This window comes from Blattabacterium cuenoti (genome assembly GCF_014251275.1).
Taxonomy (GTDB): domain Bacteria; phylum Bacteroidota; class Bacteroidia; order Flavobacteriales; family Blattabacteriaceae; genus Blattabacterium; species Blattabacterium cuenoti_AG.
Window position 1 is genome coordinate 257,711 of record NZ_CP059183.1, and the last position, 25,398, is coordinate 283,108.

The 25,398-nt window shown below is 24.6% G+C and carries 24 protein-coding genes and 2 tRNA genes; 14 read left to right on the plus strand and 12 right to left on the minus strand.

Annotation, left to right across the window (positions count from 1 at the left end):
- Positions 1–28: 28 nt before the first annotated feature.
- Positions 29–820 carry a phosphorylase family protein gene (locus tag H0H76_RS01215; protein ID WP_185855722.1) on the minus strand — a complete coding sequence of 264 codons (792 nt, stop codon included), beginning with the start codon at positions 818–820 and terminating at the stop codon, positions 29–31.
- Between the two features lie 57 nt (positions 821–877).
- Positions 878–1,903 carry a UDP-N-acetylmuramate dehydrogenase gene (gene murB / locus H0H76_RS01220; protein WP_185855723.1) on the minus strand — a complete coding sequence of 342 codons (1,026 nt, stop codon included), beginning with the start codon at positions 1,901–1,903 and terminating at the stop codon, positions 878–880.
- A 35-nt stretch (positions 1,904–1,938) separates the two neighbouring features.
- Here murB and H0H76_RS01225 point away from each other — a divergent pair, with 35 nt between their 5' ends.
- Both H0H76_RS01225 and rlmB read left to right on the plus strand, forming a co-directional pair.
- On the plus strand, positions 1,939–2,265 hold the full coding sequence (locus H0H76_RS01225) for a YtxH domain-containing protein (RefSeq protein ID WP_238783900.1): 327 nt from the start codon (positions 1,939–1,941) through the stop codon (positions 2,263–2,265).
- 384 nt (positions 2,266–2,649) lie between these two features.
- Positions 2,650–3,393 carry a 23S rRNA (guanosine(2251)-2'-O)-methyltransferase RlmB gene (gene rlmB, locus H0H76_RS01235; RefSeq protein ID WP_185855725.1) on the plus strand — a complete coding sequence of 248 codons (744 nt, stop codon included), beginning with the start codon at positions 2,650–2,652 and terminating at the stop codon, positions 3,391–3,393.
- Positions 3,394–3,405: 12 nt separating this feature from the next.
- Here the strand turns inward: rlmB and pheS are convergent, their stop codons facing one another.
- On the minus strand, positions 3,406–4,392 hold the full coding sequence (pheS, locus tag H0H76_RS01240) for a phenylalanine--tRNA ligase subunit alpha (RefSeq protein WP_185855726.1): 987 nt from the start codon (positions 4,390–4,392) through the stop codon (positions 3,406–3,408).
- A gap of 95 nt (positions 4,393–4,487) precedes the next feature.
- On the opposite strand from pheS, the gene H0H76_RS01245 reads away from it, so the two are divergent.
- On the plus strand, positions 4,488–5,009 hold the full coding sequence (locus tag H0H76_RS01245; RefSeq protein ID WP_185855727.1) for a CvpA family protein: 522 nt from the start codon (positions 4,488–4,490) through the stop codon (positions 5,007–5,009).
- 39 nt (positions 5,010–5,048) lie between these two features.
- On the opposite strand, the gene H0H76_RS01250 is transcribed toward H0H76_RS01245, so the two are convergent.
- From H0H76_RS01250 to der, 3 genes are read right to left on the minus strand one after another with little or no spacing between them, the layout of a single operon-like run.
- Complete coding sequence (locus H0H76_RS01250) at positions 5,049–7,352, minus strand: inorganic phosphate transporter (protein WP_185855728.1); 2,304 nt, start codon at positions 7,350–7,352, stop codon at positions 5,049–5,051.
- A gap of 57 nt (positions 7,353–7,409) precedes the next feature.
- Entirely contained in the window at positions 7,410–8,009 is a 600-nt protein-coding gene (ruvA, locus tag H0H76_RS01255; RefSeq protein ID WP_185855729.1) for a Holliday junction branch migration protein RuvA, read from the minus strand.
- A gap of 13 nt (positions 8,010–8,022) precedes the next feature.
- Positions 8,023–9,357, minus strand: coding sequence for a ribosome biogenesis GTPase Der (gene der / locus H0H76_RS01260; protein WP_185855730.1), 1,335 nt, complete (start codon positions 9,355–9,357; stop codon positions 8,023–8,025).
- Positions 9,358–9,443: 86 nt separating this feature from the next.
- Between der and trmD the strand changes: the two genes are divergently transcribed.
- Positions 9,444–10,103, plus strand: a complete 660-nt coding sequence (trmD, locus tag H0H76_RS01265) for a tRNA (guanosine(37)-N1)-methyltransferase TrmD (protein ID WP_185855731.1) — start codon at positions 9,444–9,446, stop codon at positions 10,101–10,103.
- Here the strand turns inward: trmD and argH are convergent.
- Complete coding sequence (argH, locus tag H0H76_RS01270) at positions 10,087–11,484, minus strand: argininosuccinate lyase (RefSeq protein ID WP_185855732.1); 1,398 nt, start codon at positions 11,482–11,484, stop codon at positions 10,087–10,089. The two genes, trmD and argH, sit on opposite strands and share 17 nt — an antisense overlap.
- An 83-nt stretch (positions 11,485–11,567) precedes the next feature.
- Between argH and gyrB the strand changes: the two genes are divergently transcribed.
- From gyrB to truB, 3 genes are read left to right on the plus strand one after another with little or no spacing between them, the layout of a single operon-like run.
- Positions 11,568–13,517, plus strand: a complete 1,950-nt coding sequence (gene gyrB / locus H0H76_RS01275; RefSeq protein ID WP_317168068.1) for a DNA topoisomerase (ATP-hydrolyzing) subunit B — start codon at positions 11,568–11,570, stop codon at positions 13,515–13,517.
- A 16-nt stretch (positions 13,518–13,533) separates the two neighbouring features.
- Positions 13,534–14,331, plus strand: coding sequence for an undecaprenyl-diphosphate phosphatase (locus tag H0H76_RS01280; RefSeq protein ID WP_185855733.1), 798 nt, complete (start codon positions 13,534–13,536; stop codon positions 14,329–14,331).
- The gene (gene truB, locus H0H76_RS01285; protein WP_185855734.1) at positions 14,332–15,069 is read left to right on the plus strand and encodes a tRNA pseudouridine(55) synthase TruB; all 738 of its coding nucleotides are present in this window, start codon (positions 14,332–14,334) and stop codon (positions 15,067–15,069) included.
- Here the strand turns inward: truB and rpsP are convergent.
- Positions 15,066–15,404, minus strand: coding sequence for a 30S ribosomal protein S16 (gene rpsP / locus H0H76_RS01290; RefSeq protein ID WP_185855735.1), 339 nt, complete (start codon positions 15,402–15,404; stop codon positions 15,066–15,068). The two genes, truB and rpsP, sit on opposite strands and share 4 nt — an antisense overlap.
- Positions 15,405–15,513: 109 nt before the next feature.
- Between rpsP and H0H76_RS01295 the strand changes: the two genes are divergently transcribed.
- From H0H76_RS01295 to H0H76_RS01310, 4 genes are all read left to right on the plus strand, one after another.
- Positions 15,514–15,584 (plus strand) — tRNA-Gln (locus H0H76_RS01295).
- Between the two features lie 61 nt (positions 15,585–15,645).
- On the plus strand, positions 15,646–17,037 hold the full coding sequence (locus H0H76_RS01300; protein WP_185855736.1) for a dicarboxylate/amino acid:cation symporter: 1,392 nt from the start codon (positions 15,646–15,648) through the stop codon (positions 17,035–17,037).
- Between the two features lie 32 nt (positions 17,038–17,069).
- Positions 17,070–18,131, plus strand: a complete 1,062-nt coding sequence (locus H0H76_RS01305) for a diphosphomevalonate/mevalonate 3,5-bisphosphate decarboxylase family protein (protein WP_185855737.1) — start codon at positions 17,070–17,072, stop codon at positions 18,129–18,131.
- 41 nt (positions 18,132–18,172) lie between these two features.
- A tRNA-His gene (locus H0H76_RS01310) sits at positions 18,173–18,250 on the plus strand.
- 31 nt (positions 18,251–18,281) lie between these two features.
- On the opposite strand, the gene H0H76_RS01315 is transcribed toward H0H76_RS01310, so the two are convergent.
- A complete protein-coding gene (locus H0H76_RS01315) occupies positions 18,282–19,472 on the minus strand; it encodes a pyridoxal phosphate-dependent aminotransferase (RefSeq protein ID WP_185855738.1) in 1,191 nt (396 codons plus the stop codon).
- A gap of 68 nt (positions 19,473–19,540) precedes the next feature.
- Between H0H76_RS01315 and rsmG the strand changes: the two genes are divergently transcribed.
- Both rsmG and H0H76_RS01325 read left to right on the plus strand, forming a co-directional pair.
- Positions 19,541–20,161 carry a 16S rRNA (guanine(527)-N(7))-methyltransferase RsmG gene (rsmG, locus tag H0H76_RS01320; protein WP_185855739.1) on the plus strand — a complete coding sequence of 207 codons (621 nt, stop codon included), beginning with the start codon at positions 19,541–19,543 and terminating at the stop codon, positions 20,159–20,161.
- A gap of 24 nt (positions 20,162–20,185) precedes the next feature.
- Positions 20,186–21,151 carry an amidohydrolase family protein gene (locus tag H0H76_RS01325; protein WP_185855740.1) on the plus strand — a complete coding sequence of 322 codons (966 nt, stop codon included), beginning with the start codon at positions 20,186–20,188 and terminating at the stop codon, positions 21,149–21,151.
- Between the two features lies 1 nt (position 21,152).
- On the opposite strand, the gene lysS is transcribed toward H0H76_RS01325, so the two are convergent.
- Positions 21,153–22,637: a lysine--tRNA ligase gene (lysS, locus tag H0H76_RS01330; protein ID WP_185855741.1), complete on the minus strand. Its 1,485-nt coding sequence runs from the start codon at positions 22,635–22,637 to the stop codon at positions 21,153–21,155.
- A 71-nt stretch (positions 22,638–22,708) separates the two neighbouring features.
- Between lysS and lipB the strand changes: the two genes are divergently transcribed.
- Positions 22,709–23,404, plus strand: coding sequence for a lipoyl(octanoyl) transferase LipB (gene lipB, locus H0H76_RS01335; protein WP_185855742.1), 696 nt, complete (start codon positions 22,709–22,711; stop codon positions 23,402–23,404).
- 24 nt (positions 23,405–23,428) lie between these two features.
- Here lipB and mtaB read toward each other — a convergent pair whose 3' ends face one another.
- Together mtaB and H0H76_RS01345 are read right to left on the minus strand one after the other, a co-directional pair.
- Positions 23,429–24,742 (minus strand): tRNA (N(6)-L-threonylcarbamoyladenosine(37)-C(2))-methylthiotransferase MtaB, encoded by a 1,314-nt coding sequence (gene mtaB / locus H0H76_RS01340; protein ID WP_185855743.1) that lies wholly within the window; start codon positions 24,740–24,742, stop codon positions 23,429–23,431.
- An 18-nt stretch (positions 24,743–24,760) separates the two neighbouring features.
- The gene (locus H0H76_RS01345) at positions 24,761–25,396 is read right to left on the minus strand and encodes a peroxiredoxin (RefSeq protein ID WP_185855744.1); all 636 of its coding nucleotides are present in this window, start codon (positions 25,394–25,396) and stop codon (positions 24,761–24,763) included.
- Positions 25,397–25,398: the final 2 nt, after the last annotated feature.

The window sequence follows — 25,398 nt, forward strand, 5'->3', positions numbered from 1 at the left end:
AATTAAATATAAAAAAAATGAATTTACATTAGCCACATTTAATAAATTCCTTTATGATTATTGTTAAAAGAGATATGGAATTTTCAAATTCTTTAAATAAATAAACCTTTGTATTTTCTTTTTCTATATGATCATCATATATTCCCATCATGTTTATAATAGATACAGAAAATACCCTTATATTCATATATCTATTAGCTATCATAACATATGTAATTATATCTTCCATACCTACGCAATCACCTCCAACAGATCTAATCATAGCGCATTCAGAGTAAGTTTTATAATTGGAATATGGAAAAGCTACATATATTCCTTTTTGAATGATAATATTTTGATTCATAGCAATTTCTTCTGCAAGATCAAGCATATTTTTATCATATGGGTCTGTTATGTCAATCAATCTATTCCCCAAAAAATTTTTAATATTTTTTTCTTCTGGAAAAAAATTAATATGATCTTTAATGAACATTATATCCCCAATTTTATAATTGGGATTAACTCCAATAGATTCATTAATTAATATAAATTTTTCTAATCCTATATTTTTACATAAAATCATAGGAAAATAATTTATTGCATTTTTTTCAAAAAAATTTTCTATCAAAAAAACAATATTTTTTCCTTCTATCTTTCCGAACAAAAATTTTCCATATAGATTGGGAAAAAGTGGAATTTCTTCATAATAAATACATATAGTATTTTCCATTTCTTGTATTAATTTATCCAATTTTACTCCTAATAATATTATTCCTAAAACCGGTAGTTCTTTAATTTTACTTTGTATATATTTTTTAGATTTTTCTATAATCATTGACATAAAAGTTTTTTTATTTAAAGTTTTTCACAAAAAAAAATAATGTTATTTCTACTATAGTTATCGTATAACATTTACTTCTCTAAACAAAAAAATTCCAAATCTTTTTTTTATATTTTTAATGATACTTTTTGAAAAAAGATAGATTTCCATTCCACTAGCTCCTCCATAGTTAACTAATATTATAGGCAATTTTTTATATACTCCCACATTTCCTATCCTTTTTCCTTTCCATCCTGCAGTTTCAATTAAAGAACTAGCAAATATTTTTATTTTGTTGTTAGATATACAATTACCCATAATAGTAGGATACTTAAATTTTAATCTATTAAAAAAAACTTTTTCTACTATGGGATTTATAAAAAAACTGCCTGCATTTCCAATTTCCATTGGATTTGGTAATTTTTTTTTTCTAATATTAAAAATTGCCTTACTTATATCATAACTAGTAGGTTTTTCAATATTCATATTTTCTAATTCTTTTTGAATTTCTATATAATATGTATTTAATGTATTACATTTTTTTTTTCTTAGAATAAAAAAAACAGATAAAATGAAAAATTTATTTTTATACATGTTATTCTTAAAAATGGAATCTCTATATTGTAATTTGCACTCTTTTTGTGTAAAATCCTTGATTTTTCCATTACTTATTTCATAAACTTGTACCTTTAATAAACAATCTTTTATTTCCGATCCATATGCTCCAATGTTTTGTATTGGAGATGCTCCTACTGTTCCTGGAATAAAGGATAAGTTTTCTAATCCATTAAAACCTTTTTTTATCGTCCATTTTACGAAATTACTCCAATTTTCTCCAGAAAAAGCTTTAACAATTGCTTTATAATCATCTTCATATATTATTTTTTTCCCTTTTATTTTAACCCTAATAACTAATCCTGGATAATAATCTTTTAAAAAAAGAATATTACTTCCATTTCCTATAAAGATTTTTTTAATATAGTTAAACCTAGTAAATATATTTTTTATTTCCTCTATATTAGTTATTTCTGTGTAATAACGAGAAAAAACATTTAATCCAAATGTATTTAATCTTTTTATAGAAAAATTTTGTTTAATTAACATAAATATATAAATCCAATTTTGCCCATAAGTATTGTATGATTAAATTTATTCATTATAAATATAAAATTGTTTTTTTTATGAAAAAAGGAGGAAGTTTTTTTTGTGGGATCATTTTAGGAACTATGGCAGGTTTAATAATGGGAATTATGCTATCTAAAAAAAAAGATGATAAAATGAAAAATATAATAGGGGAAAAAACTGAAGAACTAAGAAATAATTTACAAGATATTAGTAATAAAATAGGAGAACAAGTAAATAAAATAAAATCAAATATTGAAGAAAGATGGAAAAAAAGTAAAATTAAAAATGATCTAAATAACATAGATCAAGTAGAACAAGTAGAAGATGAATTAGGAACTTAATAAGTTAAAATGTTTATTTTTTTCAGGAAATTTTTTTATACAAAATGGTGTATTTTTAAACGTGAAATAATTCAAATACTTATTTCTGTAATAACAGATATTATTTTTAATTTATTTTTTTTCATATTATGCATTAACATTTTACTATTAGTAAGTATTTTATTATGTTTCCTTATATCATTATATTTTGGAAACTATGTTATTGGATTTGGAATAGGAATTATTTTATACTTTTTAATATTACTTTTTATATTTTTTATATGCAAAAATATAGTACGATATTTTATTAAAAGTTTTTTTTTAAATGAATCTATTATGAGAAATTTTTATAAAAATAAAAAAAAAAGCAAATAGAAAAATTTTTTTATCTTATAACTTATTAAAATGAAAAGAAAAGAAGTAGATATTGTTTATGGAATACGTCCATTGATAGAGGCAATACAATCTAAAAAAAACATTAAAAAACTTTTTTTACAAAAAGGACTTAATAAAAAGTCTAATGCATATAAAAAGTTAATAACCATTTCAGAAAAAAAAAATATTAAAATTATTCAAAAATATAACTTTTCAAAATTAAAAAATAAAAATCATCAGGGAGTTTTTGCAAGAATATCTCCAATAAAAACTTATTCTATCAAAGATTTACTTCCTAAATTTTATAAAAAAAATCCCATTTTAATAATTCTAGATCGTATTACAGATGTAAGAAATTTTGGATCTATTATACGAACAGCTAACTGTGCAGGAGTAAATGCAATAATTGTCCCAAAGAAATCTACGGCTATAATTAATTCTGATACTATAAAAACTTCTTCAGGAGCTTTATTTAAAATTCCAATATGTAAAGAAAAAAATATTAGTAATACTATAAAATTTTTAATACAATCTGGATTAAAAATAGTTTCTGCAACAGAAAAATCCAATATATATTGGTATGAAATAGACTTTTCTGGGCCAATTGCTTTGATATTAGGAAATGAAGAAAAAGGGATTTCTCCTGTAAACCTAAAAGTTTCCTGTGAAAAAGTAAGAATTCCATCAAAAAAAGGATTTTCTTCTCTTAATGTTTCTGTTGCGTGTGGTATTATTCTATACGAAGTTTTTAGACAAAGAAATAAACTAATTTAATAATTTTATTTACTAAAATTCACTGGTAAATTGTTTCAAAAAACGAATATCATTTTCAAAATAAATTCTAATATCCTTTAGATTATAAATCATTAAAGCTAAACGTTCTATTCCTACTCCAAAAGCAAATCCGGTATATATTTCAGAATTAATATCCACATTTTTTAAAACAATAGGATCTATCATCCCACAACCCATAATTTCTAACCAATCATTGTTATACAATATGTCTATTTCCGCACTAGGTACTGTAAATGGAAAATAAGATGGACGAAATCTTATTTTAACTTTTCCAAAAAGAGAATGTATTAGATAATGTACAGTTTGTTTTAAATCAGAAAAAGAAACTTTTTTATCTATATAAAAGCCTTCTGCTTGATGAAACATAAAATTTGAACGTGAGGAAATTGTTTCATTTCTATATACTTTTCCAATAGATAAAACTCTAAATGGAGGTATGTGGTTTTTCATATATCTTATTTGTACAGATGAAGTATGAGTCCGTAACAAAATACTTTTATCTTTACACAAAAAAAATGTATCCTGTATGTCCCTAGATGGATGAGATACAGGGATATTCAATGCAGTAAAATTATGCCAGTCATCTTCTATTTCTAATCCATCTACATAAGAATATCCAATGTTCATAAACATATCTATTATTTTATATTTTATAATGGACAATGGATGCATTGATCCTATTTCTGAAAATTTTCCAGGAATAGTAGGATCAATATCTACCATTTTTGAAACATTCAAATAGTTATTTGAACAAAAATTTTTAATTTTTTCTTGTACTTTTTTTTTTAATCCATTAATTATTTTTCCATATATTTTTTTGTTTTCAATAGGAATATTTTTAATATTTTTTAATAAAATATTTATGAGTCCTTGTTTCCTTCCTAAAAATTTAATCCTAAATTTTTCTAAATCATTAAATGTATGTATATTATAATGTTTTATTTCTTCTTTTATTAAAGCTATTCTATTATCATCCATTTCTTTACTTTTTTTCTATAATTTTCTTATACATAAAAAAAATAATTTATATTATTTTCTTTATAACAATAAATTATTGAATAAATTAAATAGTTATGACTTATTTAGACATAATTATAATAATTGTAGTTATATATGGTGGATATAATGGTTATCAAAAAGGATTAATATATCAATTTTTTATATCTATGATATTTTTCCTTATTCTTTATAAGGGAACATTTGTATTTGAATTTGTAAAAAATATATTACAATATTTTAAATTTTATAATAAAAATAAGTATTTATTTACAGTATATTCTCTAATAATTTCATTTTTTTCTATAATTATTTTTACTTATATAGCAAAAAAAATACTTGAATTTTTTATGATGATAACATGTGTAAAACCAATTGATAAATTTTTTGGTGGGATACTAGGTATAATGAAATATTTTTTATACATTTCAATATCTATTTTTTTCATGAAAGAAATTAACTACCAATTAAATTTAATTTCTCATAATTTGTTTAAAAATTCATTTGAAAAAATATTTCATTTCTTTCTATGTAAAAAAGAATTTTTATTATATAAAATAAGAGAATTTTATTTTTGCAGTTTTAAAATTATAAAATAAATTTAATTTTAAGTATAATTATCTATTACACTATGTTAATTATTTATTTTTAATAATATGAGGAATAATTTTACAATACAATATCATTATGTCTTCTACATTCTTTGCAATGTTTTTTGACTCTAAAAGAATATCTAATATTAAAAATGTATTTTTTATCCCATATTTATCATTTATTATTCCAATTACTTGTTGATTAATTTGTTCCTCTATTTTATTTATAATTTTATTTTTTAATATACTAGTAAAATGCATTTTTTCATTTTCACAATTTTTCTCTACTATTATTTTTTTTATTATGTTAAAATGTTTAAGCATAAGATATTTAAGAGCCATAAGATCTTCTTTTTGTTTAAATTTTAAAGGGTTATGGCTATTTATAACATGAAATAACGTATTATTAGTAATAACATCTGAAGATTGAATAATTTTTTTTGTTTTATTATATATATGTAAACAAAAAATACCTGCAATAGGATGTTTTCTGTCTTTATATTGGGTAATTTTGACTATTTTAATTAAAGAAATGTTTAATTTAATAAAATTTTTTTTTACTTTTAAAAAAGTATTTCTGTTTTTTTTAAGAACTTTTAAATTTTCCATTGTAATTCCTTTTATAGAATTATCATAAATACTTTCTATATATTCAAGTGTGGGATAAATAATGCAAAAAATTTCATTTATAGCATTTTCTAAAGTTAAATTGACAATATCTAATAATAATTTTTCTTTTTTATTATGTTTATATGGCCCTTTACAATAGTTTTTATAACTTTTGTAAAAAATAAAAGCAATGAAACAAATCATACAAAAAAGGCCCAAGTATTTAAAAAAATATAGAAAAGTTGCTACTAATCCTGCCATTGTAAAAGCTATTAATCCCGTAAAAATCCATCCTCTTATAACTTTTAATACCCCGGAGACTCTATCCACTGCACTTTCTCTATCCCAAGCTCTATCTGATAATGAAGTCCCCATAGATACCATAAAAGTTACAAATGTAGTAGATAAAGGAAGTTTTTTAACTGTAGCTATGGATATTAATATACTTGATATAGTAAGATTAGCAGAAGCTCTAACTAAATCAAAATAAATATTTTCTTTTTTAGTAATGTTTTTGTTCTGAAAATTTTTTTCAATTTTAACTAAAAACCTTTTTGGAAATAATTTGAAAAATTTTTTTCCAAAGTATAAAAAAAATCTAACAATTCCTCTGGAAAAAGAATTAGATAAAAATTTTTCCGTATATTCTTTATTTTGGTTGCTTAAAGTAAGTTCCGTAATAGTAATATTTTTGGTTTTTTTAGAAAACCATAGAGTTAATATCATAATAATACTAGAGCATATAAGTACTGAATATGGTACATGGACGTTTTTAGATAAATTATGCATATTAAATCTTTCTGAAGGAGGAAATCCGTTTTCCTTCCAAATGTTATATGATTGCATGCTAGCTATAGGAATACCTACAAAATTTACTAAATCATTTCCTGAAAAAGCCATAGCAAGAGAAAAAGTCCCATATAGGACTACAAATTTTAATATATTATATTCTAAATACAAAAATATTTTTGCTACAATTATCCATGTAGAAAATAATATTAAAAAAAAAGTAAAAAAATTATCATTGATCCAATTAACAAAATTTTTCATTAGAAAAAAAACTACTGATAAATTTTTATTAAAAAATCCGTCTCCATTAAAGGTACTATGCATCCCTCTTACTATGAGAAAATAAGTCATACAACTTAATGAAATTGCTGCCCATACTAAACCAGTAGATCTTAATCTATTTTCATAATTGAAACTAAAAAACAATCGTATGAAATAGTGGATAAAAGATCCTGATATAAAAGAAATAATAATAGATAAAAAAATTCCTATGCTAATGCTTAATATTTTTTCTGCTTTAACGTATTGGTTTAAATAATGAAAAGGTTCATGATTTAATATAATTTTTATCATTGCAATACTAAATGCTCCTCCAAATAAACAAAAAACCATAGAAACAGTAGTTGAAGTTGGAAGCCCAAAAGTATTAAAAACGTCTAACAAAATAATATCTGATATCATTACCGATAAGAAAATAAAAAGTATATCTGAAAAATAAAAATAAGAAGGGTCAAATACTCCTTTTCTTGCGACTTCCATCATCCCACTAGAAAGAAATGCACCTAATAATATTCCTAAACTAGAAAAAATCATTATTATTTTTCTAGAAGCTACTTTAGATCCAATAGCTGAATTTAAAAAATTTACTGCGTCATTAATCAATCCAACAATAAGATCAAATATAGACAGTAAAAAAAGAATTACTATGACTATAGGATAAAAAAGTTCCATAATAATAGATATTATGTAATTTAAAAAAAAACAAAAACATTACTTTTTAATATGTATTCAAAATGTTTTTAAAAATTCCTTAATAACACGTTCTACAGAAAAATATGGATGTTTTGATAAAATATTATTCAAAATTTTTTCTGAATCTTTAACGGAAAATCCAAGAACGTTTAAAGCTTTTAAAGCTTCTTTTTTTTTATAATATATGTCTAATATCTCTTCCTTTATTTTATTTTTATTAACAATTTCTTTTGAAATTTTATCTTTAAGTTCAATTATAATTCTTTTTGCTATTTTTATTCCAATTCCTTTTACGTTATTGAATTTTTCTATATTTCCATGGTATATAGACGTTTCTATTTCAATTGGAGTAAGAGAAGATAATAAAATAATGGCTAAATTAGGACCTATTCCATTTACAGTTATTAATTTAGAAAAAATTTTTCTTTCTTTTTTTTCGAAAAATCCATACAAAATATATCTATTTTCCCTGATGAAAAAATAAGTATATACTTGTACATTTTCCCCTACTTTTTTTTTCAAAAAAAAAGAATATGTATTTGAAGATATGCAAACATAATATCCTATTCCGTTACAGTCTATTATTAAATAAGACGATGTTTTTTCAACTAATTTTCCTATTAAATGTGTAATCACTGCATTTTAAAAATTATTTTTTTCTAAAAAAAATCTGTATAGGAACTCCTATAAAACCAAAATGTAAACGTATTTTATTTTCAATAAATCTTTTATAAGATTTATTTATGTATTTAGGAAAATTAGAGAAAAAAAGGAATTTAGGAGGGAAAGTAGGTAGTTGTGTACAATATTTTATTTTTATAAATTTATTATTATTATTTTTTTTTACAGTAGTAGGTGGAGTTTTTTCAAAAATTGGTAACATTATTTTATTAAAAGTATTTGTTTTTAATCTATTTTTACTTAATTGCATTATATTAAATGCCATTGGAAGTAGTGGCTGTATTCCATGTGTATTCTTAGCAGATATAAAAAAAATAGGTACATTATAAAATGGATGAATTTTTTTTCTAATGAAAAATTCTAAATTCTTTTGTTTCATAACAATATTTTTTTTATGAAATAAATCCCATTTATTAATAATAATTATAATACATTTTTTATATTTCTCAACTAATCTGAAAAGATTCATATCTTGTTTTTCCCATCCAACTACTGCATCTATCATCAAAAAACAAACATCGGTATATTCTATTGCTTTAATGGTTCTTACAGAGGAATAAAATTCTAAATCTTCTTTTATTTTTGATTTTTTTCTTATTCCAGGAGTGTCAACTAAAATGCATTTTTCTCCAAACTTATTATAAGTTACATCTAAACTATCTCTTGTAGTACCAGAAATATTTGTTACTATATGTTGATTTCTACCTAAGAAAGAATTAATAAGAGTAGATTTTCCAACATTTGGACGCCCTAATACAGAAAATCTAGGAATAGGAATAACAGATGTAATTATATTTTTTTCTTTTGTAAATTGTTTCTTGAGAAATATTTTTATTAAATCGTCTAATAGTTCTCCAGTTCCCATTCCATTTATTGCTGATATATGATAATGATTAAAAAATCCTAAACGTAAAAAATCTGTATTATAAACACCATTATCTGCTTTATTTATAACTAGTAAAATTATTTTTGCTAATTTTCTTAATAAATTTGCTATTTCTATGTCTGCATTTAGTACACCAGTTTTTATATCTACTAAAAATAAAACAACATAAGATTCTTTAATTGCCAATACTACTTGCTCGTTTATTCCTTTTTCAATAATATTGTTTATATTAATGGAGTATCCTCCAGTATCTATTACATAAAATTTTACTCCATTCCATTCTGAATATCCATAAATTCTATCTCTTGTAATACCTACTGTTTCATGAACAATAGCTTTTCTTCTTCCTACTAATCTATTAAAAAATGTAGATTTCCCAACATTTGATCGTCCTACTATAGATACTATATAACTCATACTAAAAAATTATTAACAAAGGTAATTTTTTTTTATTAGTTTAATTATTAGATTATTAGTCAATATGTATATTACTATAAAAAATTATGCGTATAGATATTGTTAGCATAGCTCCAAAAATTTTTCAAGGTCCTTTTTATAATTATATTGTTAAAAGGGCTATTAACAAAGGGTTAGTAAATATTAATGTTCATGACTTACGAGAATATGGAATAGGAAAACGTAAAAAAGTAGACGATTACCCTTATGGAGGAGGTTCTGGAATGGTTATTAAAATTGAGCCTGTTTATAAATGTTTTTCTAAATTATCAGAAAAAATAAATTATGATGAAATCATTTTTATGACTCCTGATGGAATGTTATTTTCACAAAAATATGCTGAATATTTAACATATAAAAAAAACATTATTATTCTTTGTGGGCACTATAAAGGAATTGATCAAAGGATTAGAGATAATTTGATTTCTAAGGAAATATCTATTGGAAATTATGTGTTATCTGGTGGGGAACTAGCAGCGGCTGTAGTTATAGAATCTGTAGTAAGACTATTACCTGGAGCAATTAAAAACAAAGAATCTATCATTACTGATTCTTTTCAAAAAAAATACGTAATTGCCCCACCTATTTATACTAGACCAAGGATTTACAAAGGGTGGAAAGTTCCAAAAATACTTTTTTCCGGACATCATAAAAAAATAAAAAATTGGTTACAAAAAAAATCTGTTCCCTTTATACAACAAAAATAGGATTTTTATAAGTCCCATTAAAATATATTTTGCTATAAATTAATCGTTTTACAACTTCATTTAGTTTTTGGAAATCAAATTTTTGTGTAATAGTATACATTAAATTTTTAATTTTTGCATTACATAAATTTCCTATACTTCCTTCATGAGAATAACTTACTCTTGTAAAAGGTAATGGTTTAAAACATCCATTTAAAATGTCCAATCCTACTTTTTGATAGGCTTCTCTAAAAGAATATCCTTTATTTAGTACTAAATCATTCACAACTTCTACACTGAATAAATATTGATATTTATCCTCTTGAAGAATATCATCTTTTACTATAATATGATTTAACATATAATTGAACATAGATAAACATTGTTTTATTTCCTCGAACATTGGAATAAATCTTTCTTTAATTATTTGAAAGTCTCTATGATATCCGGAACATAAATTAGAAGATATTAAGGATATTTCATTGGGAATAGATGTGATTAAGTTACATTTAGCTCGTATTATTTCAAAAACATCTGGATTTTTTTTATGTGGCATAATGCTAGATCCAGTTGTAAAATGATCAGGAAAACTAATGAAATTAAAATTTTGACTCAAGTACAAGCAAATGTCTTGTGACATTTTACTTAGAGTTCTAGCTAGTGCAGAAATAGCTTCTGCAACAATTCTTTCCATTTTTCCTCGCATCATTTGTGCATATACTACATTGTAATTTAGATCTTCAAATCCCAATAAATTAGTAGTCATTTTCCTATTTAAAGGTAAAGAAGTCCCATACCCAGCAGCTGATCCTAAAGGATTTTTATTTACAATTCTATAAGCAGTACGAATTAGCAGTAAATCATCTATTAAACTTTCTGCATATGCTGCGAACCAAAGCCCAAAAGAAGATGGCATTGCTATTTGATGGTGGGTATAACCTGGCATTAATATATTTTTATATTGTTCACTTAACTTTAATAACAAATCAAAGAATGAATTTGTAAGTAAAACTATTTCTTTTATTTCTGTACGAACAAAAAGATTCAAGTCTACTAATATTTGATCATTTCTAGATCTTCCACTATGTATTTTTTTCCCTATATCTCCTAAACGATTCGTTAATAAGAATTCTATTTGAGAATGAATATCTTCTATTCCTTCATTTATTATGAAATTGTTTGTTAATATTTCGTTTATATAAATATTTCTTAATTCTTTAATTATACTTTTGAAGTCTTTTACATTTATCAATCCAATACTATTTAACATTATAACATGTGCTATAGTCCCTAAAACATCATGGGGAGCTAGAAGTAAATCAATTTTAGAGTCTTTGTATGAAGTAAAATTTTCAATTTCTTTGTCTAAATTAATATTAGTTTTTTTATCCCAAATTTTCACGTAAAAACATTTTTTATATTTTTTCTATATTTTCTATATTTAATTTATGAAAATAAGAAAATTTTATAATAAAATTATATTTTATGATGGAACGAAAAAATAATAATACTGAAATAACAGATTATACAGCAGATAGTATTCAATCTTTGGAAGGAATTGAACATATAAGGAAAAGACCCTCTATGTATATTGGTGATCTAGGAATTAGAGGATTACATCATTTAGTATACGAAGTTATAGACAATTCAGTAGATGAAGCATTAGCAGGTTACTGTAATAAAATATGGGTAACTCTACACAAAAATGGATTCATAACTATTTTAGATAACGGGCGTGGAATCCCAATAGAAATACATAAGAAAGAAGGTAAATCTGCTCTTGAAGTAGTAATGACTAAAATTGGAGCAGGAGGAAAATTTGATAAAAATTCTTATAAAGTATCAGGTGGATTGCATGGAGTAGGAATTTCTTGTGTTAATGCTCTTTCTAAAAGACTTATAGTTACCATTTATCGTAATGGGAAAATTTACCAACAAGAATATTTTAAAGGAAATACTATGTATCCAGTAAAATACTTAGGAGTAACTAATATGAGAGGTACAAAAATTAATTATATCCCAGACGATACTATATTTTCTTCTATAACATATAATTATGAAATTATAGCTAATAGATTGAAAGAATTATCTTTCTTAAATAAAGGATTACATTTGTTTATAGAAGATGAAAAAAACAATATAAAAGAAGAATTTTTTTCTAAAAATGGATTAAAGGAATATATCTATATTATATTAGAAAAGGATCATATTCCTTTAATGAAGGATATTATTTTTATTGAAGGAGAAAAAGATAATACAATTGTAGAGGTAGCAATGGTATATAGTACTTCTTTTAAGGAAAAAATCTATTCCTATGTAAATAATATAAATACCCATGAAGGTGGGACTCATCTTTCTGGATTCAGAAGAGCCTTAACAAGGACTTTAAAGAAATACACTGAAGTAAGTCGATTTGGATCCATTAAAGAGAAAGTAGAATTTACAGGAGACGATTTTAGAGAAGGGCTAACCGCAATTATATCTATTAGAGTAATACATCCTCAATTTGAGGGTCAAACTAAGACAAAATTAAGTAATCACGAAGTAGGTGGGATTGTGGAGAAAATAGTAGGACAAATGTTAAATAGTTATTTAGAAGAACACCCAATAGATAGAAAAAAAATCCTTGAAAAGGTAATGTTAGCCGCTAAAGCTAGACAAGCCGCGAAAAAAGCTAGGGAATTAATACAAAAAAAAATTACCATTACAAATTGTATGTTACCTGTAAAATTAGCGGACTGTTCATTAAATAATCCAGAAATTTGTGAAATTTATTTAGTAGAAGGAGATTCTGCAGGAGGAACTGCAAAACAAGGAAGAGATAGAAAATTTCAGGCAATTTTACCTTTACGAGGAAAAATTTTGAATGTAGAAAAAGCAATACAATATAAAATATTTGATAATGAGGAAATAAAAAATATATTTACTTCTTTAGGGATTTCTATTGTAACAGATGAAGATAAAAAAATACTAAATATAAAAAAACTTAGATACCACAAAATTATTATTATGACAGATGCAGATATAGATGGTAGTCATATTTCTACGTTAATATTAACATTATTTTTCCGTTATATGCAACCATTAATAGAACAAGGTCATATTTATATTGCTACTCCTCCACTTTATTTAATTAGAACTAGAAAAGGATCTCATTATAAATATGCTTGGAGTGATAAAGAACGAGAAAATATTGTTAATAAGTTAGGGGGAAGAAAAAAGGTTAATGTACAACGTTATAAAGGTTTAGGAGAAATGAATGCAGATCAACTTTGGGAAACTACTATGAATCCTAAAAAAAGAATTTTGCGTAAAGTAAATATAGAAAATTATTCTGAAGCAGATAAAATATTTTCTATACTTATGGGAGATGAAGTTCCACCCCGTAGAAGTTTTATAGAAAAAAATGCTATACGTGCGAAAATAAATGTTTAGATTCATTTAATTATTCATGAATTATATTCAATCTATTATATTAGGAATTATTGAGGGAATAACAGAATTTTTTCCTATTTCTTCTACAGGACATATGATAATTGCTGCTACTATAATGGGAATACTAGAAAATAAAATAACAAAGTTATTGGTTATTTCTACTCAGATTGGATCAATTTTATCAATAATATTTTTATATAGAAAGAAAATATTTGTTAAAAAATTAGATTTTTACATAAAGATATTTATAGCAATTTTACCAATAGGAATTATTGGGTTATTAGTCCAAAAAAAAATTAATTTTTTTTTGGATAACCCCATTGTAGTTGCTTTATCACTTTTTATTGGAGGATTAGTGATTTTAAAATCTGAAGATATTTATGATAAAAAAGTTTTTTGCGAAAAAAACAACTGTATAACTTATTATAAATCTTTTATAATAGGATTATTTCAATGTATTTCTTTGATACCCGGAGTATCTAGAAGTGCTACTACTATTGTTACCTGTATGCTGCAAAATGTTGATAGAAAAAAATCTATTGAATTTTCTTTTTTTTTATCTGTTCCAGTTATTGTAATTGCTACATGTAAAAAATTATTTGATTATTATTTTCAATTTGATTATTTAACCATTGATTTTTTCAAAGAAATTAAAATGATATTGTTAGGGAACCTAGTTTCTTTTATGACTTCTCTGGTAACTATCAAATATTTTATGAAATACTTAAAAAATAACAATTTTAAATTATTTGGATATTATAGAATTTTTTTAGGTATTTTTTTTATTGTAAGACATTATTTAATTAATTTATAAATGTTTATAAATAATGATTTATCAGAATTCCAAAAAGGAAAAATATTATTAGTAGATAAGCCTTGGGGGTGGTCATCTTTCAAAATTGTAAAAGAAATTAAAAATTATATTACTAAAATTGGAAATAATAATTCCTTAAAAATAAAAATAGGACATGCTGGGACACTAGATCCTCTAGCAACTGGTTTATTAGTTGTTCTTACTGGAAAGTTTACTAAAAAAGTGTCGATCATACAAAATTGCAAAAAATCTTATACAGGAATTATTAAATTAGGATGTGATACATTTTCTTTTGATTCAGAAACTAAAGAGAAAAATTTTTCTTCTATTTCTCATATTAATGAAAAAATGATTGAAAATATATCTGAAAAATTTACAGGAGAAATTGAACAATTTCCTCCCTATTTTTCTGCTTTAAAAAAAAAAGGAAAAAAATATTATGAATATGCTAGAATAGGAAAAAAAATGAATTTTTTAACATCTAGGATCGTAAAAATTTATAAATTTAGTATTTTAAAAATAAAAATTCCCTACATTAGATTTTTTATAGAATGTGGAAAAGGTACATATATAAGATCATTAGCAAATGATTTTGGTATAGCACTGAAAAGTAGAGCATACCTTCTTTCTTTAAGAAGGGAACGTATAGGTCGTTATTCTCTAAACAAAAACCATAAAAATTCAAAATTGATTAGATTAAATATTTTACATTCTTTTATATGTTATTTGTGTAATTAAATTCTATATTTTTTATACCATGCATCAAATCTATTTTTAGATTCTTCAGTAGTAAATGCTCCTTTTTTAACTCCTTCCAATAAATGTTTTTTTAGTAATACTCCACTTTTAGAAAAAAGTGATTTAACTGTATTTGTTGTCTGTGCACCTTTAATTAACCATGAAACAGAATTTTTCATTTTTAATATAGTTAAAGGAGGATCTAGATTAGGATTATAAGTTCCTATTTTCTCAATGAACCTCCCATCTCTTGGAGAACGGGAATCAGCTACAACGATATGATAAATAGGTTTATGCTTTTTACCTATTCTTTTTAAACGTATTTTTACAGCCATAAATTAAAAATTTTTTAAACATAATAAACATAAAAAGTAAAGACCCATTAAATTTAGGAATAATTATCATGTTTTTGAAAAAAAATGGTATATATTTACATTTTCCTATAGACCCGTTGTGTAACGGTAGCACAGCAGATTTTGGTTCTGTTAGTTAGGGTTCGAGTCCCTGCGGGTCTGTTACCGATTTGATTTTTATATCCTTTTTTTTTACATATGTTCATATGTTGAATTTTATAAAATGAGTAATGGAATGAAAATAAAAAAAGAAAAAGTTTTGTTTATAGCTTTTTTAAGTGTTTTATCTTGTGTTTTTTTACATTTTTTCAAAGGTTTTTTAGGATTAGACAAATTCACTCTTTGCATACTAAGATATTTCGTAATATCTATTTTCATTCTATATGCTATTTTAAAAAAAGATTTAACTACTTGGATTTTACTATCCATTATTATAGGAATAGAATTAGGATTAGATCAACCAAAAATAGCTATAGAACTTAGATTTTTATCTCAAATATTTTTAAGATTAATAAAAACAATCATTGCCCCAATACTATTTTCTACTCTTGTAGTTGGCATCGCTAGCCATTCAAACATTAAACAATTAGGTAGCATGGGATGGAAATCATTACTATATTTTGAGATAGTAACTACTTTAGCCTTATTTATTGGTCTTATTGCTATCAATCTATCTAAAGCTGGAGTAGGGATTGTAATTCCTGAAGGAATAAAAAATCAACAGTTACCAAAAGTAGAAAGTAGATCTTGGCAAGATACCATTCTTCATGTTTTTCCAGAAAATTTTACTAAATCTATATATCATGGAGATGTATTGCCTATTGTGGTATTTTCTGTAATATTCGGAATTTCCATGGTTTTTTTAGATGAAAAAAAGAGAAGGCCTCTCTTATTATTTGCAGAAAGTCTTTCAGAAATTATGTTTAAATTTACCAAAATAATTATGTATTTTGCTCCAATAGGAGTAGGATCTGCTATAGCTTATACAGTAGGACATATGGGAATGGATATTTTGTATAATTTATTGCAGTTGTTATTTACACTGTATATTGCTTTATTTATTTTTTTAATAGTTGTATTATATCCTATTCTTCTATGGATAAAAGTTCCTTTAAGGGGTTTTGTAAAGGCATTAACAAAACCAGTATCACTAGCTTTTGCTACCACAAGTTCTGAATCTGCTTTACCTTTACTTATGGAGAATCTAGAAAAATTGGGAGTACCTAGAAAGATTATAGCTTTTGTTATTCCTACAGGATACAGTTTTAATCTAGATGGAACTACTCTCTACTTATCTTTAGCCACTGTTTTCGTTGCGCAAGCATCTGGAATTCCTTTAAGTTTTAGTAAACAAATATTTATTGGATTAACTTTAATTTTGACTAGTAAGGGTGTCGCAGGAGTACCTAGAGCCTCTTTAGTTATTCTTCTAGCAACAGTAGCTACTTTTGGTTTACCTACTTGGCCTATACTAGCTATAATAGGAATAGATGAATTAATGGATATGGCTAGAACTACTGTAAATGTTATAGGAAATGGATTAGCTAGTTGTGTAATAGCTCGTACTGAAGGAGAACTAGACGAAAAAAAAATGTTAGACTATAGTGATAAATGATTGGTAATTAAATCTTTAAATTTAATAAAATATTGTTTTTTTTATATAAAAAAAAATATCATTTAGATAAACATGGAATAGTTACAAAAAAAAGTAATTCTAATATTGCTTTAATTAAATACTGGGGTAAACATAGTGATAAAATTCAAATTCCTTTGAATTCATCTATTAGTTATTCATTGGATAAAGTATATACTGTTACAAAATTGATTTATAATATTAAAGAAAAATGTGATAAAAACATATCATCTATAAAAGTATTTGTATCTGGAAAAAAAAACTACTTTTTTTTGCAAAAAGTATCAGAATTCTTTCATAGAATATCATTCTACTGTTCTTATTTACGTAATTATGATTTTATTATAGAAACATATAATACTTTTCCTCACAGTAGTGGAATAGCTTCTTCTGCATCTTCTATGAGTGCTCTAGCATTATGTATCATGGAAATAGAAAAAAGATTTTTTACTTACTTTTTAAAAGAAGCTTTTTTAAGAAAAAAAGCTTCTTTTTTGGCCAGATTAGGTTCAGGAAGTGCTTGTAGATCTATATATCCTGGATTAGTCGTTTGGGGCTTTCATAAATCCATAAAAGGAAGTAATGATCTTTATGCAATTCCATATCCATACAAAATACATTCTATTTTTACCAATTTGATGAATACAATTTTAGTAATAGATGAAACTCCAAAAAAAATATCAAGTTCAGAAGGTCATAAATTAATGAATAATCATCCTTATGCTAAGGAGAGGTTTAAATGTGCAAATAGAAATATGGATAGTCTTATATCAATATTAAAAATAGGAGATATACAAGAATTTGGAAAATTAATAGAATATGAAGCATTATCCCTTCATGCTATGATTATGACCTCTAATCCTTATTTTTTATGGATGAAGCCCAATACTTTAAATGTAATTCATACTGTATGGGAATTTAGAATGCAAAGCAAAAAGAATATCTATTTTACACTAGATGCTGGAGCTAACATTCATCTATTATATCCTATTCAAGAAAAAAACTACATTTTACAATGGATTTATAGTGATCTTATAGATTACTGCAAAAAGGTTATTGAAAGTTTTTGTTGTTAGAAATTCAATTCATTATATTTGTTTATATGTTGTATATTATGGTGGACATAGCTCAGTTGGTTTAGAGCATCAGATTGTGGTTCTGAGGGGCGCCGGTTCGAATCCGGTTGTCCACCCCATCCCATATTATTTTTACAAATTTTTAATTTTTTAAGATAATATATTTTTTATTCTTGTAAATGCTTCTATTATTTTTTCTTCTGAAGATGCATAAGAAATACGTATACATTTATCATATCCAAAAGCATTCCCGCTAACAGTAGCTACTTGACTTTTTTCAAGCAATAGGTTTGAAAATTTATCTGCATTTATAATCAATTTACCATGTATTTTTTTTTCAAAAAATGATGAAATATCTGGAAAAATATAAAAAGTTCCATTTGGTTTATTAAATCTAAATCCATCAATTTCTTTGATAAGACACAAAACTAAATCTCTTCTTTTTTTTAATTCTTTTATCATATATTTTATATCATTTGGATCTGATTTTATAGCAGCTATAGCTGCACGTTGTGCAATAGAATTTGCACAAGATGTCATTTGACCTTGTATTTTATCACAAGACTTAGCTAGCCATTCTGGTGCACCTATATATCCAATTCTCCACCCAGTCATTGAAAATGCTTTAGATAATCCGTTTAATGTAATTACTTGAGGATAAATCTCAGGAAAGATTGCTATACTAGTAGTAGTAAATTCCTCATAAAAAATATGTTCATAAATTTCATCAGATAAAATCATTATTTTTGGATATTTTTTGAAAATTTCTGATAAATTTTTTAATTCTTCATAAGTATAAACACTACCTGTAGGATTACAAGGAGTACTAAAAATGAATAATTTTGTTTTATCTGTGATATATTTTTCTAATTCTTCTGGATTTATTTTAAAATCATTATTCATTCTTGTAGGGATAATAATGGGATGTGATTCACAAAATTTTACCATTTGATAATAACTTCCCCAATAAGGAACTGGAAGGAGCACTTCGTCATCTTTATTTAGCAAAGATAAAAGTACATTCATAATAGCTTGTTTTGCGCCAGTAGACACTACAATTTGGGATGGTAGGTATTTTAAATTATTATCACGATTAAATTTTTCACATATTGCTTCTCTAAGATCAAAGTAACCAGAAACAGGTGTATAATAATGATATCCATCATCTATGGCTTTTTTAGCAGCATTTAAAACAAAATGAGGTGGAATAAAATCAGGTTCTCCTATACTTAGGTTAATAATATCATATCCTTTATTTTTTAGTTCTCTAGCTTTTGCGGCCATGGCTATAGTTTGTGAGTAAGATATATTTTGTAAACGATGAGACAATCTATTTTTCATGGATAGATGATTTGAAATGAATACAAATCTAAATAAATTTGATTATAAATTTTTAATATCCAATTATTATGGAATTAATTAAAAAATATTTTCCAAATTTATTGAAGGAACAAATACATAAATTGTACTATTTAAAAAATTTATATGCATATTGGAATACTAGAATTAACATTATATCTAGAAAAACATTCTATGATTTTTATCAACAACACGTACTTTTTTGTTTAGGAATAGCTAAAGTCTTTTCTTTTTTTCCTGGGTCATCCGTTCTGGATTTAGGAACAGGTGGGGGATTCCCAGGTATTCCTTTATCTATAATTTTTCCATATACAAAATTCACATTAGTAGATTCCATTCAAAAAAAAATTAATGTGGTAGAAAATATTGTACGTGCTATTTATTTAAAAAATGCATATCCAATTTGTATAAGAGCAGAAAAATTGGACAAAAAATTTGATTTTGTAGTCACTAGAGGAATATCTAATATCAATATTATCCAAAATTGGATAAAAAATAAATTTAAACAAAAATCTAGCTATAAAATTAAAAATGGGTCTTTATATCTAAAAGGTGGGGAAATTTCTAATGAAATAAAAAAATTTCCTCATGCAATAGAATATCCTTTAAATTATTATTTTCATGAACCATTTTTTTATACTAAAAAAGTAATTTGGATTTCCAATATTTAGAAAAATAAATAATTAAAATTATAGATGAATCCTAAAAAAATTTTTATAGAAAAAGTAAAAAAAAAGGGAGGGTGGGTAAATGCTCATGCTCATCTAGATAGAGCTTATACTTTAACAAAAAAAAATTTTAAATATTATTATTTTCCGCTAAAAAAAAAATGGTATCTAATAGATGAAATGAAACGATTAGCTACAAAAGAAGATATTTATATTCGCATGGAAAAAGCTATAGAATATTTCTTAATGCAAGGGACACAAGCTTTATGCACTTTTATTGACATAGATGAAGTTATTGAAGACCGTGCATTAAAAGCAGCTAGTAAATTGAAAAAAAATTATGGAAAATATATACAAATTTGTTTTGCAAATCAAGTACTTAAAGGTGTACTAGATAAAAAATCAAAATATTGGTTTGAAAAATCAGTAGATTTTGTAGATATTATTGGAGGTTTGCCTGCAAAAGATTATGGAAGAGAAAACGATCATATTGATATTTTATTAAAAACAGCTAAAAAAAATGGTAAGATAGTACATGTTCATGTAGATCAATTCAATAGTAGTGAAGAAAGGGAAACGGAACAATTAGCAAGGAAAACAATTGAACATGGAATGCAAGGAAAGGTTGTTGCTATACATAGCGTTTCTTTAGCTGCACATTCTAGATCGTATCGTTACGATATATATAAATTGATGAATAAGGCTAATTTAATGGTGATATCTTGTCCTCTTGCTTGGATAGATCACACTAGAAGTGAACATTTAACTCCTAGTCATAATTCTATAACTCCAGTAGATGAAATGATTCCAGAAGGAATCATAGTTGCTTTTGGAACTGATAATATTTGTGATATATATAAACCATTTTCAGATGGAAATCTTTGGATAGAATTACGTGTTATGTTAGAAGCTTGTCATTATTATGATATAGACCATTTAGTAAAAATAGCTACAGTAAATGGATTAAAAGTATTAGGTTTAAAAAAGAAATGAATCACTTATTTTCTGGACGCATTTGTGGAAATAACAAAACTTCTTGAATAGATTTTTTTTCAGTTAATAACATTACTAAACGATCAATTCCAATTCCAATTCCTGCAGTAGGTGGCATACCAAACTCCAAAGCTCGTATAAAATCTTTATCAAGATACATTGATTCATATTTTCTATTTTTTTCAGTCATTTGTCTTTTGAAACGATCTAGTTGATCTATAGGATCATTAAGTTCAGAATAAGCATTTGCAATTTCTTGTCCATTTATAATAAGTTCAAAACGTTCTGACAAACTTTTTTTATTACGATGTTTCTTAGTTAAAGGACTCATTTCCACTGGATAATCTACAATAAAAGTAGGATGTATATAATGGTGTGCACATTTTTCTTCAAATATATTTTCAATAATTTTAGTTTTACTAATTTCTTTATCTATTTCTATATGTAATATTTTACAAATTCTTATTAATTCTTCTTTTTTTTTAATATTAATATCAAATCCTGTATATTTTTTAATTGAATCCAATATTGAAATGCGGGGAAAAGGAGTTTTAAAAATAATATTATTTTTATCTTTGAATTTTTTAAATATACGTGAAAGAAGTTCTTCAGTAAAATTCATCATCCAATAATAATCTTTGTAAGCTACATAAAGTTCTAATATGGTAAATTCTGGATTGTGAATTCTATCCATTCCTTCGTTTCTAAAATTTCTAGAGAATTCATATACTCCATTAAATCCGCCAATAATAAGTCTTTTCAAATAAAGTTCATTAGCTATCCTTAAATATAAAGAAATTCCCAGTGCATTATGATAAGTTTCAAAAGGTCTAGCTATTGCTCCACCTGGAATAGGTTGTAATATAGGAGTTTCTACCTCTAAATATTCTTTATCGTCTAAAAATTTTCTTATTTCTTGTATTATACGAGTACGTTTAATAAACACTTCTTTTACATGTTCATTAACTATCAAATCTACATACCGCATACGATACCGTTGTTCTATATTGGAAAATGCATCATATACTTTTTTTTTTTTCTTATCTACTTTTACTTGAGGTAAAGGTCGTAGAGATTTAGATAGTAATGTTAATTTATTAACATGTATGGTAATTTCCTTAACTTTTGTTTTAAATAAGAATCCTTTTATTCCAATAATATCTCCTACATCTAAGAGTTGTTTTAATAAAATATCGTAAGTTTCTTCTTTTCCTATTTCATCCGAGTATAAATCATTTTTTCTAAAATATAATTGAATCTGTCCAGTGTGATCTTTAAGTTCTCCAAATGTTGCCTTTCCTAAAATCCGCAAACGCATTAATCGTCCTGCTATACTAACATTTTTTCTTTCTAAGAAATTTATTCTTATATTTTCAATAGTAGTATTTATTATATATTCTTCTGAAGGATAAGGATTAATACCTAATAATTTCAATTTAGATAACTTTTTTATTCGTATCATTTGTTGTTCTGATAAATAGGACATAGATTTAATTATGATAATGAAATAATTAAGGTACATTTGTTTTTTTTTATTAGATGAATTTTTAAATAGTTATGGAAAAAAAAAGGATTTTATTCGAAGATTTAGGAAAAAAAGAATACGTAACAACTTTTAATTATCAAAAAAGAATATTTAACAACATTATACAAAAAAAAATAAATAAAATTTTTTATAAAGAAGCTGGATATCTTATTTTTGTAGAGCATAATCATCATATTTATACTATAGGTAAAAATGGTAAAAAAAACAAACATTTATTAGTATCATCAGATTTTTTAAAGAAAATAAATGCTACTATTTGTCATACAGATAGAGGTGGAGATATTACTTATCATGGACCTGGACAATTAATTATATATCCTATTTTAGATCTGGATTATTTTTTTACAGATATTCACAAATATCTCCGTTTACTAGAAGAAGTCATCATACATTTTTTGTGGAATAATTATGGAATTCAAGGAATACGAAAAAAAGGAAACACTGGAGTTTGGTTGAATCATGGTAAACTAAGAAAAATATGTGCAATAGGAATTAAAATAAGTCGTTGGGTAACTATGCATGGACTAGCTTTGAATATAAATACTAACTTACAATATTTTAATTATATTATTCCTTGTGGAATTTATGAAAATCAAAAAGTTACTTCTTTAAAAGAAGAATTAAAAAATTTTGAACTTTCTCTTAATGATGTAAAATGCAGAGTAAAGAAATCATTCAAAAAAATTTTTAATGTTGAATTTATTTGAAAATAATATTAAAATTTTATATTTCTATTCTAATATAGGTTTTACTATAACAATGCCATCTTTATCTATCTCTGTTAATAGAACATCTTGTAACGTATTTTCAAAATTTATATTGAATTTTATCTTAGTACGAATATAATTCTCTGTATATCCATACAAATATTTCTTACCTGAATCATTCTTTTCAAATAAAACCGTTTTTTTCGTAAAAAGATGGTTTTCACAAAAAAATCTGTATTTTTTATTAGAAAGTAGTCTCAAAACTTTATTTCGTTTTTTCTTAATGGATTTAGATATATTTCCTGGAATAGCAATAGATGTTGTATTTGGTCTGGGTGAATAAGTAAATATATGCATATAGGATATATTTAACTTGTTTAAAAAATGATAAGTTTCTAAAAAATGTTGATGTGTCTCTCCTGGAAATCCTACAATTAAATCCGAACCGATATAAGCATGCGGAATATGATGTCGTATTTGATTAATTTTTTCTTTATACAACTCTCGTCTATAACGCCTTCGCATTTTTCTTAAAATCTCATTACTTCCAGATTGTAAAGAAATATGAAAATGAGGTGCAAAACATTTACTATTAGACAATAGTTCTATACATTCTCTTTTCAAAAGATTTGGTTCAATAGAAGTAAGACGTATCCTCTCTCTCCCTCTTACTTTTATTTTATCTTCTATAATTCTTATTAAATCTAAAAAAGTATAATTCTTATCTAAGTTGTTAGTTGTTTTATAACATCCAATATTTACACCAGTTAAAACAATTTCCTTTACACCTTTTTTGAAAAGAAAATTAATACTATTTAATATATTTTCCACACTATCCGAACGAGAAGGACCTCTTGAAGAAGGAATTATGCAGTAACTACATTTGTAATCACATCCGTCTTGTATTTTTAAAAAGGAACGAGTTCTATATCCAATAGAAAAAGAAGGAAAATAACTATTATTTTTATAATTTGAAATGATTCTTTTTTTTAAAAATATTTTTTCATTAAGATAATCTAATATTTTAAATTTTTCCTCATAACCTAATACAAGATCTACTCCATTAATAGAAGAGACTTTTTCAGGGTTTAGTTGAGCATAGCATCCCATTGCTATAATAATAGCTTTATAATTTCTATTTACAGCAGAACGTACAGCCCGTTTGAATTCTAATTCCGCATTATTAGTTACAGAACAACTATTGATTACATAAATATCAGCATGATTTTTAAAGGAAACATGTTTATAATATAAACTGGAAAATTTTCTTGCTATAGTAGAAGTTTCTGCATAATTTAATTTACATCCTATTGTGTAAAATGCAATTTTCTTTCTCAAAACATTTTTATATTAAGATTAAGATGAGAAATAATCTACAATTCCACTATGATTTGCTTTTATAGCTTTTTTACCTTTTTTCCAATTTGCTGGACAAACTTCTCCACTTTTTTCATAATATTGAATCGCATCTATCATGCGTACTGCTTCATCTACATTTCTCCCTAATGGAAAATCATTTATTAATATATGTCGTATAATACTATTTTTATCTATTAAAAATAAACCTCTGTATGCAATTAGTTCTCCATTAGCTACCCATTCTTCATTATTATTATTGCAAAAAATCAAGTCTCCAGATAACACTCCATAATTGTAAGATATTGTTTTATTAATATCAGAAACAATAGGATAGGTAACTCCAATAATCCCACCCTTTTCCTTTGGAATTTGTAACCAAGCCAAGTGAGATTGTTCTGTATCTGTAGATACAGCAATAATCTGTACATTTCTCTTTTCAAAATCTTTAATTCTTTCTTGAAAAGCATATATTTCTGTAGGACATACAAATGTAAAATCCTTAGGATAGAAAAAAAGTAAAACATATTTACTTTCTTTAAATTGTTCTAAAGTAAAATTTTGTACAATTTCCTTACCATTTAGAACAGCACTAGCTGTAAAGTTTGGAGCTTTTTTACCAATTAAATTTTTCATTA

What these genes read in the sequence shown, in the direction of transcription:
- H0H76_RS01215 (WP_185855722.1), bottom strand. Translation starts at nt 820, where the DNA reads ATGTCAATGATTATAGAAAAATCTAAAAAATATATACAAAGTAAAATT.
- murB (WP_185855723.1), bottom strand. Translation starts at nt 1,903, where the DNA reads ATGTTAATTAAACAAAATTTTTCTATAAAAAGATTAAATACATTTGGA.
- H0H76_RS01225 (WP_238783900.1), top strand. Translation starts at nt 1,939, where the DNA reads ATGATTAAATTTATTCATTATAAATATAAAATTGTTTTTTTTATGAAA.
- rlmB (WP_185855725.1), top strand. Translation starts at nt 2,650, where the DNA reads ATGAAAAGAAAAGAAGTAGATATTGTTTATGGAATACGTCCATTGATA.
- pheS (WP_185855726.1), bottom strand. Translation starts at nt 4,392, where the DNA reads ATGGATGATAATAGAATAGCTTTAATAAAAGAAGAAATAAAACATTAT.
- H0H76_RS01245 (WP_185855727.1), top strand. Translation starts at nt 4,488, where the DNA reads ATGACTTATTTAGACATAATTATAATAATTGTAGTTATATATGGTGGA.
- H0H76_RS01250 (WP_185855728.1), bottom strand. Translation starts at nt 7,352, where the DNA reads ATGGAACTTTTTTATCCTATAGTCATAGTAATTCTTTTTTTACTGTCT.
- der (WP_185855730.1), bottom strand. Translation starts at nt 9,357, where the DNA reads ATGAGTTATATAGTATCTATAGTAGGACGATCAAATGTTGGGAAATCT.
- trmD (WP_185855731.1), top strand. Translation starts at nt 9,444, where the DNA reads ATGCGTATAGATATTGTTAGCATAGCTCCAAAAATTTTTCAAGGTCCT.
- gyrB (WP_317168068.1), top strand. Translation starts at nt 11,568, where the DNA reads ATGATGGAACGAAAAAATAATAATACTGAAATAACAGATTATACAGCA.
- H0H76_RS01280 (WP_185855733.1), top strand. Translation starts at nt 13,534, where the DNA reads ATGAATTATATTCAATCTATTATATTAGGAATTATTGAGGGAATAACA.
- truB (WP_185855734.1), top strand. Translation starts at nt 14,332, where the DNA reads ATGTTTATAAATAATGATTTATCAGAATTCCAAAAAGGAAAAATATTA.
- rpsP (WP_185855735.1), bottom strand. Translation starts at nt 15,404, where the DNA reads ATGGCTGTAAAAATACGTTTAAAAAGAATAGGTAAAAAGCATAAACCT.
- H0H76_RS01300 (WP_185855736.1), top strand. Translation starts at nt 15,646, where the DNA reads ATGAGTAATGGAATGAAAATAAAAAAAGAAAAAGTTTTGTTTATAGCT.
- H0H76_RS01315 (WP_185855738.1), bottom strand. Translation starts at nt 19,472, where the DNA reads ATGAAAAATAGATTGTCTCATCGTTTACAAAATATATCTTACTCACAA.
- rsmG (WP_185855739.1), top strand. Translation starts at nt 19,541, where the DNA reads ATGGAATTAATTAAAAAATATTTTCCAAATTTATTGAAGGAACAAATA.
- H0H76_RS01325 (WP_185855740.1), top strand. Translation starts at nt 20,186, where the DNA reads ATGAATCCTAAAAAAATTTTTATAGAAAAAGTAAAAAAAAAGGGAGGG.
- lysS (WP_185855741.1), bottom strand. Translation starts at nt 22,637, where the DNA reads ATGTCCTATTTATCAGAACAACAAATGATACGAATAAAAAAGTTATCT.
- lipB (WP_185855742.1), top strand. Translation starts at nt 22,709, where the DNA reads ATGGAAAAAAAAAGGATTTTATTCGAAGATTTAGGAAAAAAAGAATAC.
- H0H76_RS01345 (WP_185855744.1), bottom strand. Translation starts at nt 25,396, where the DNA reads ATGAAAAATTTAATTGGTAAAAAAGCTCCAAACTTTACAGCTAGTGCT.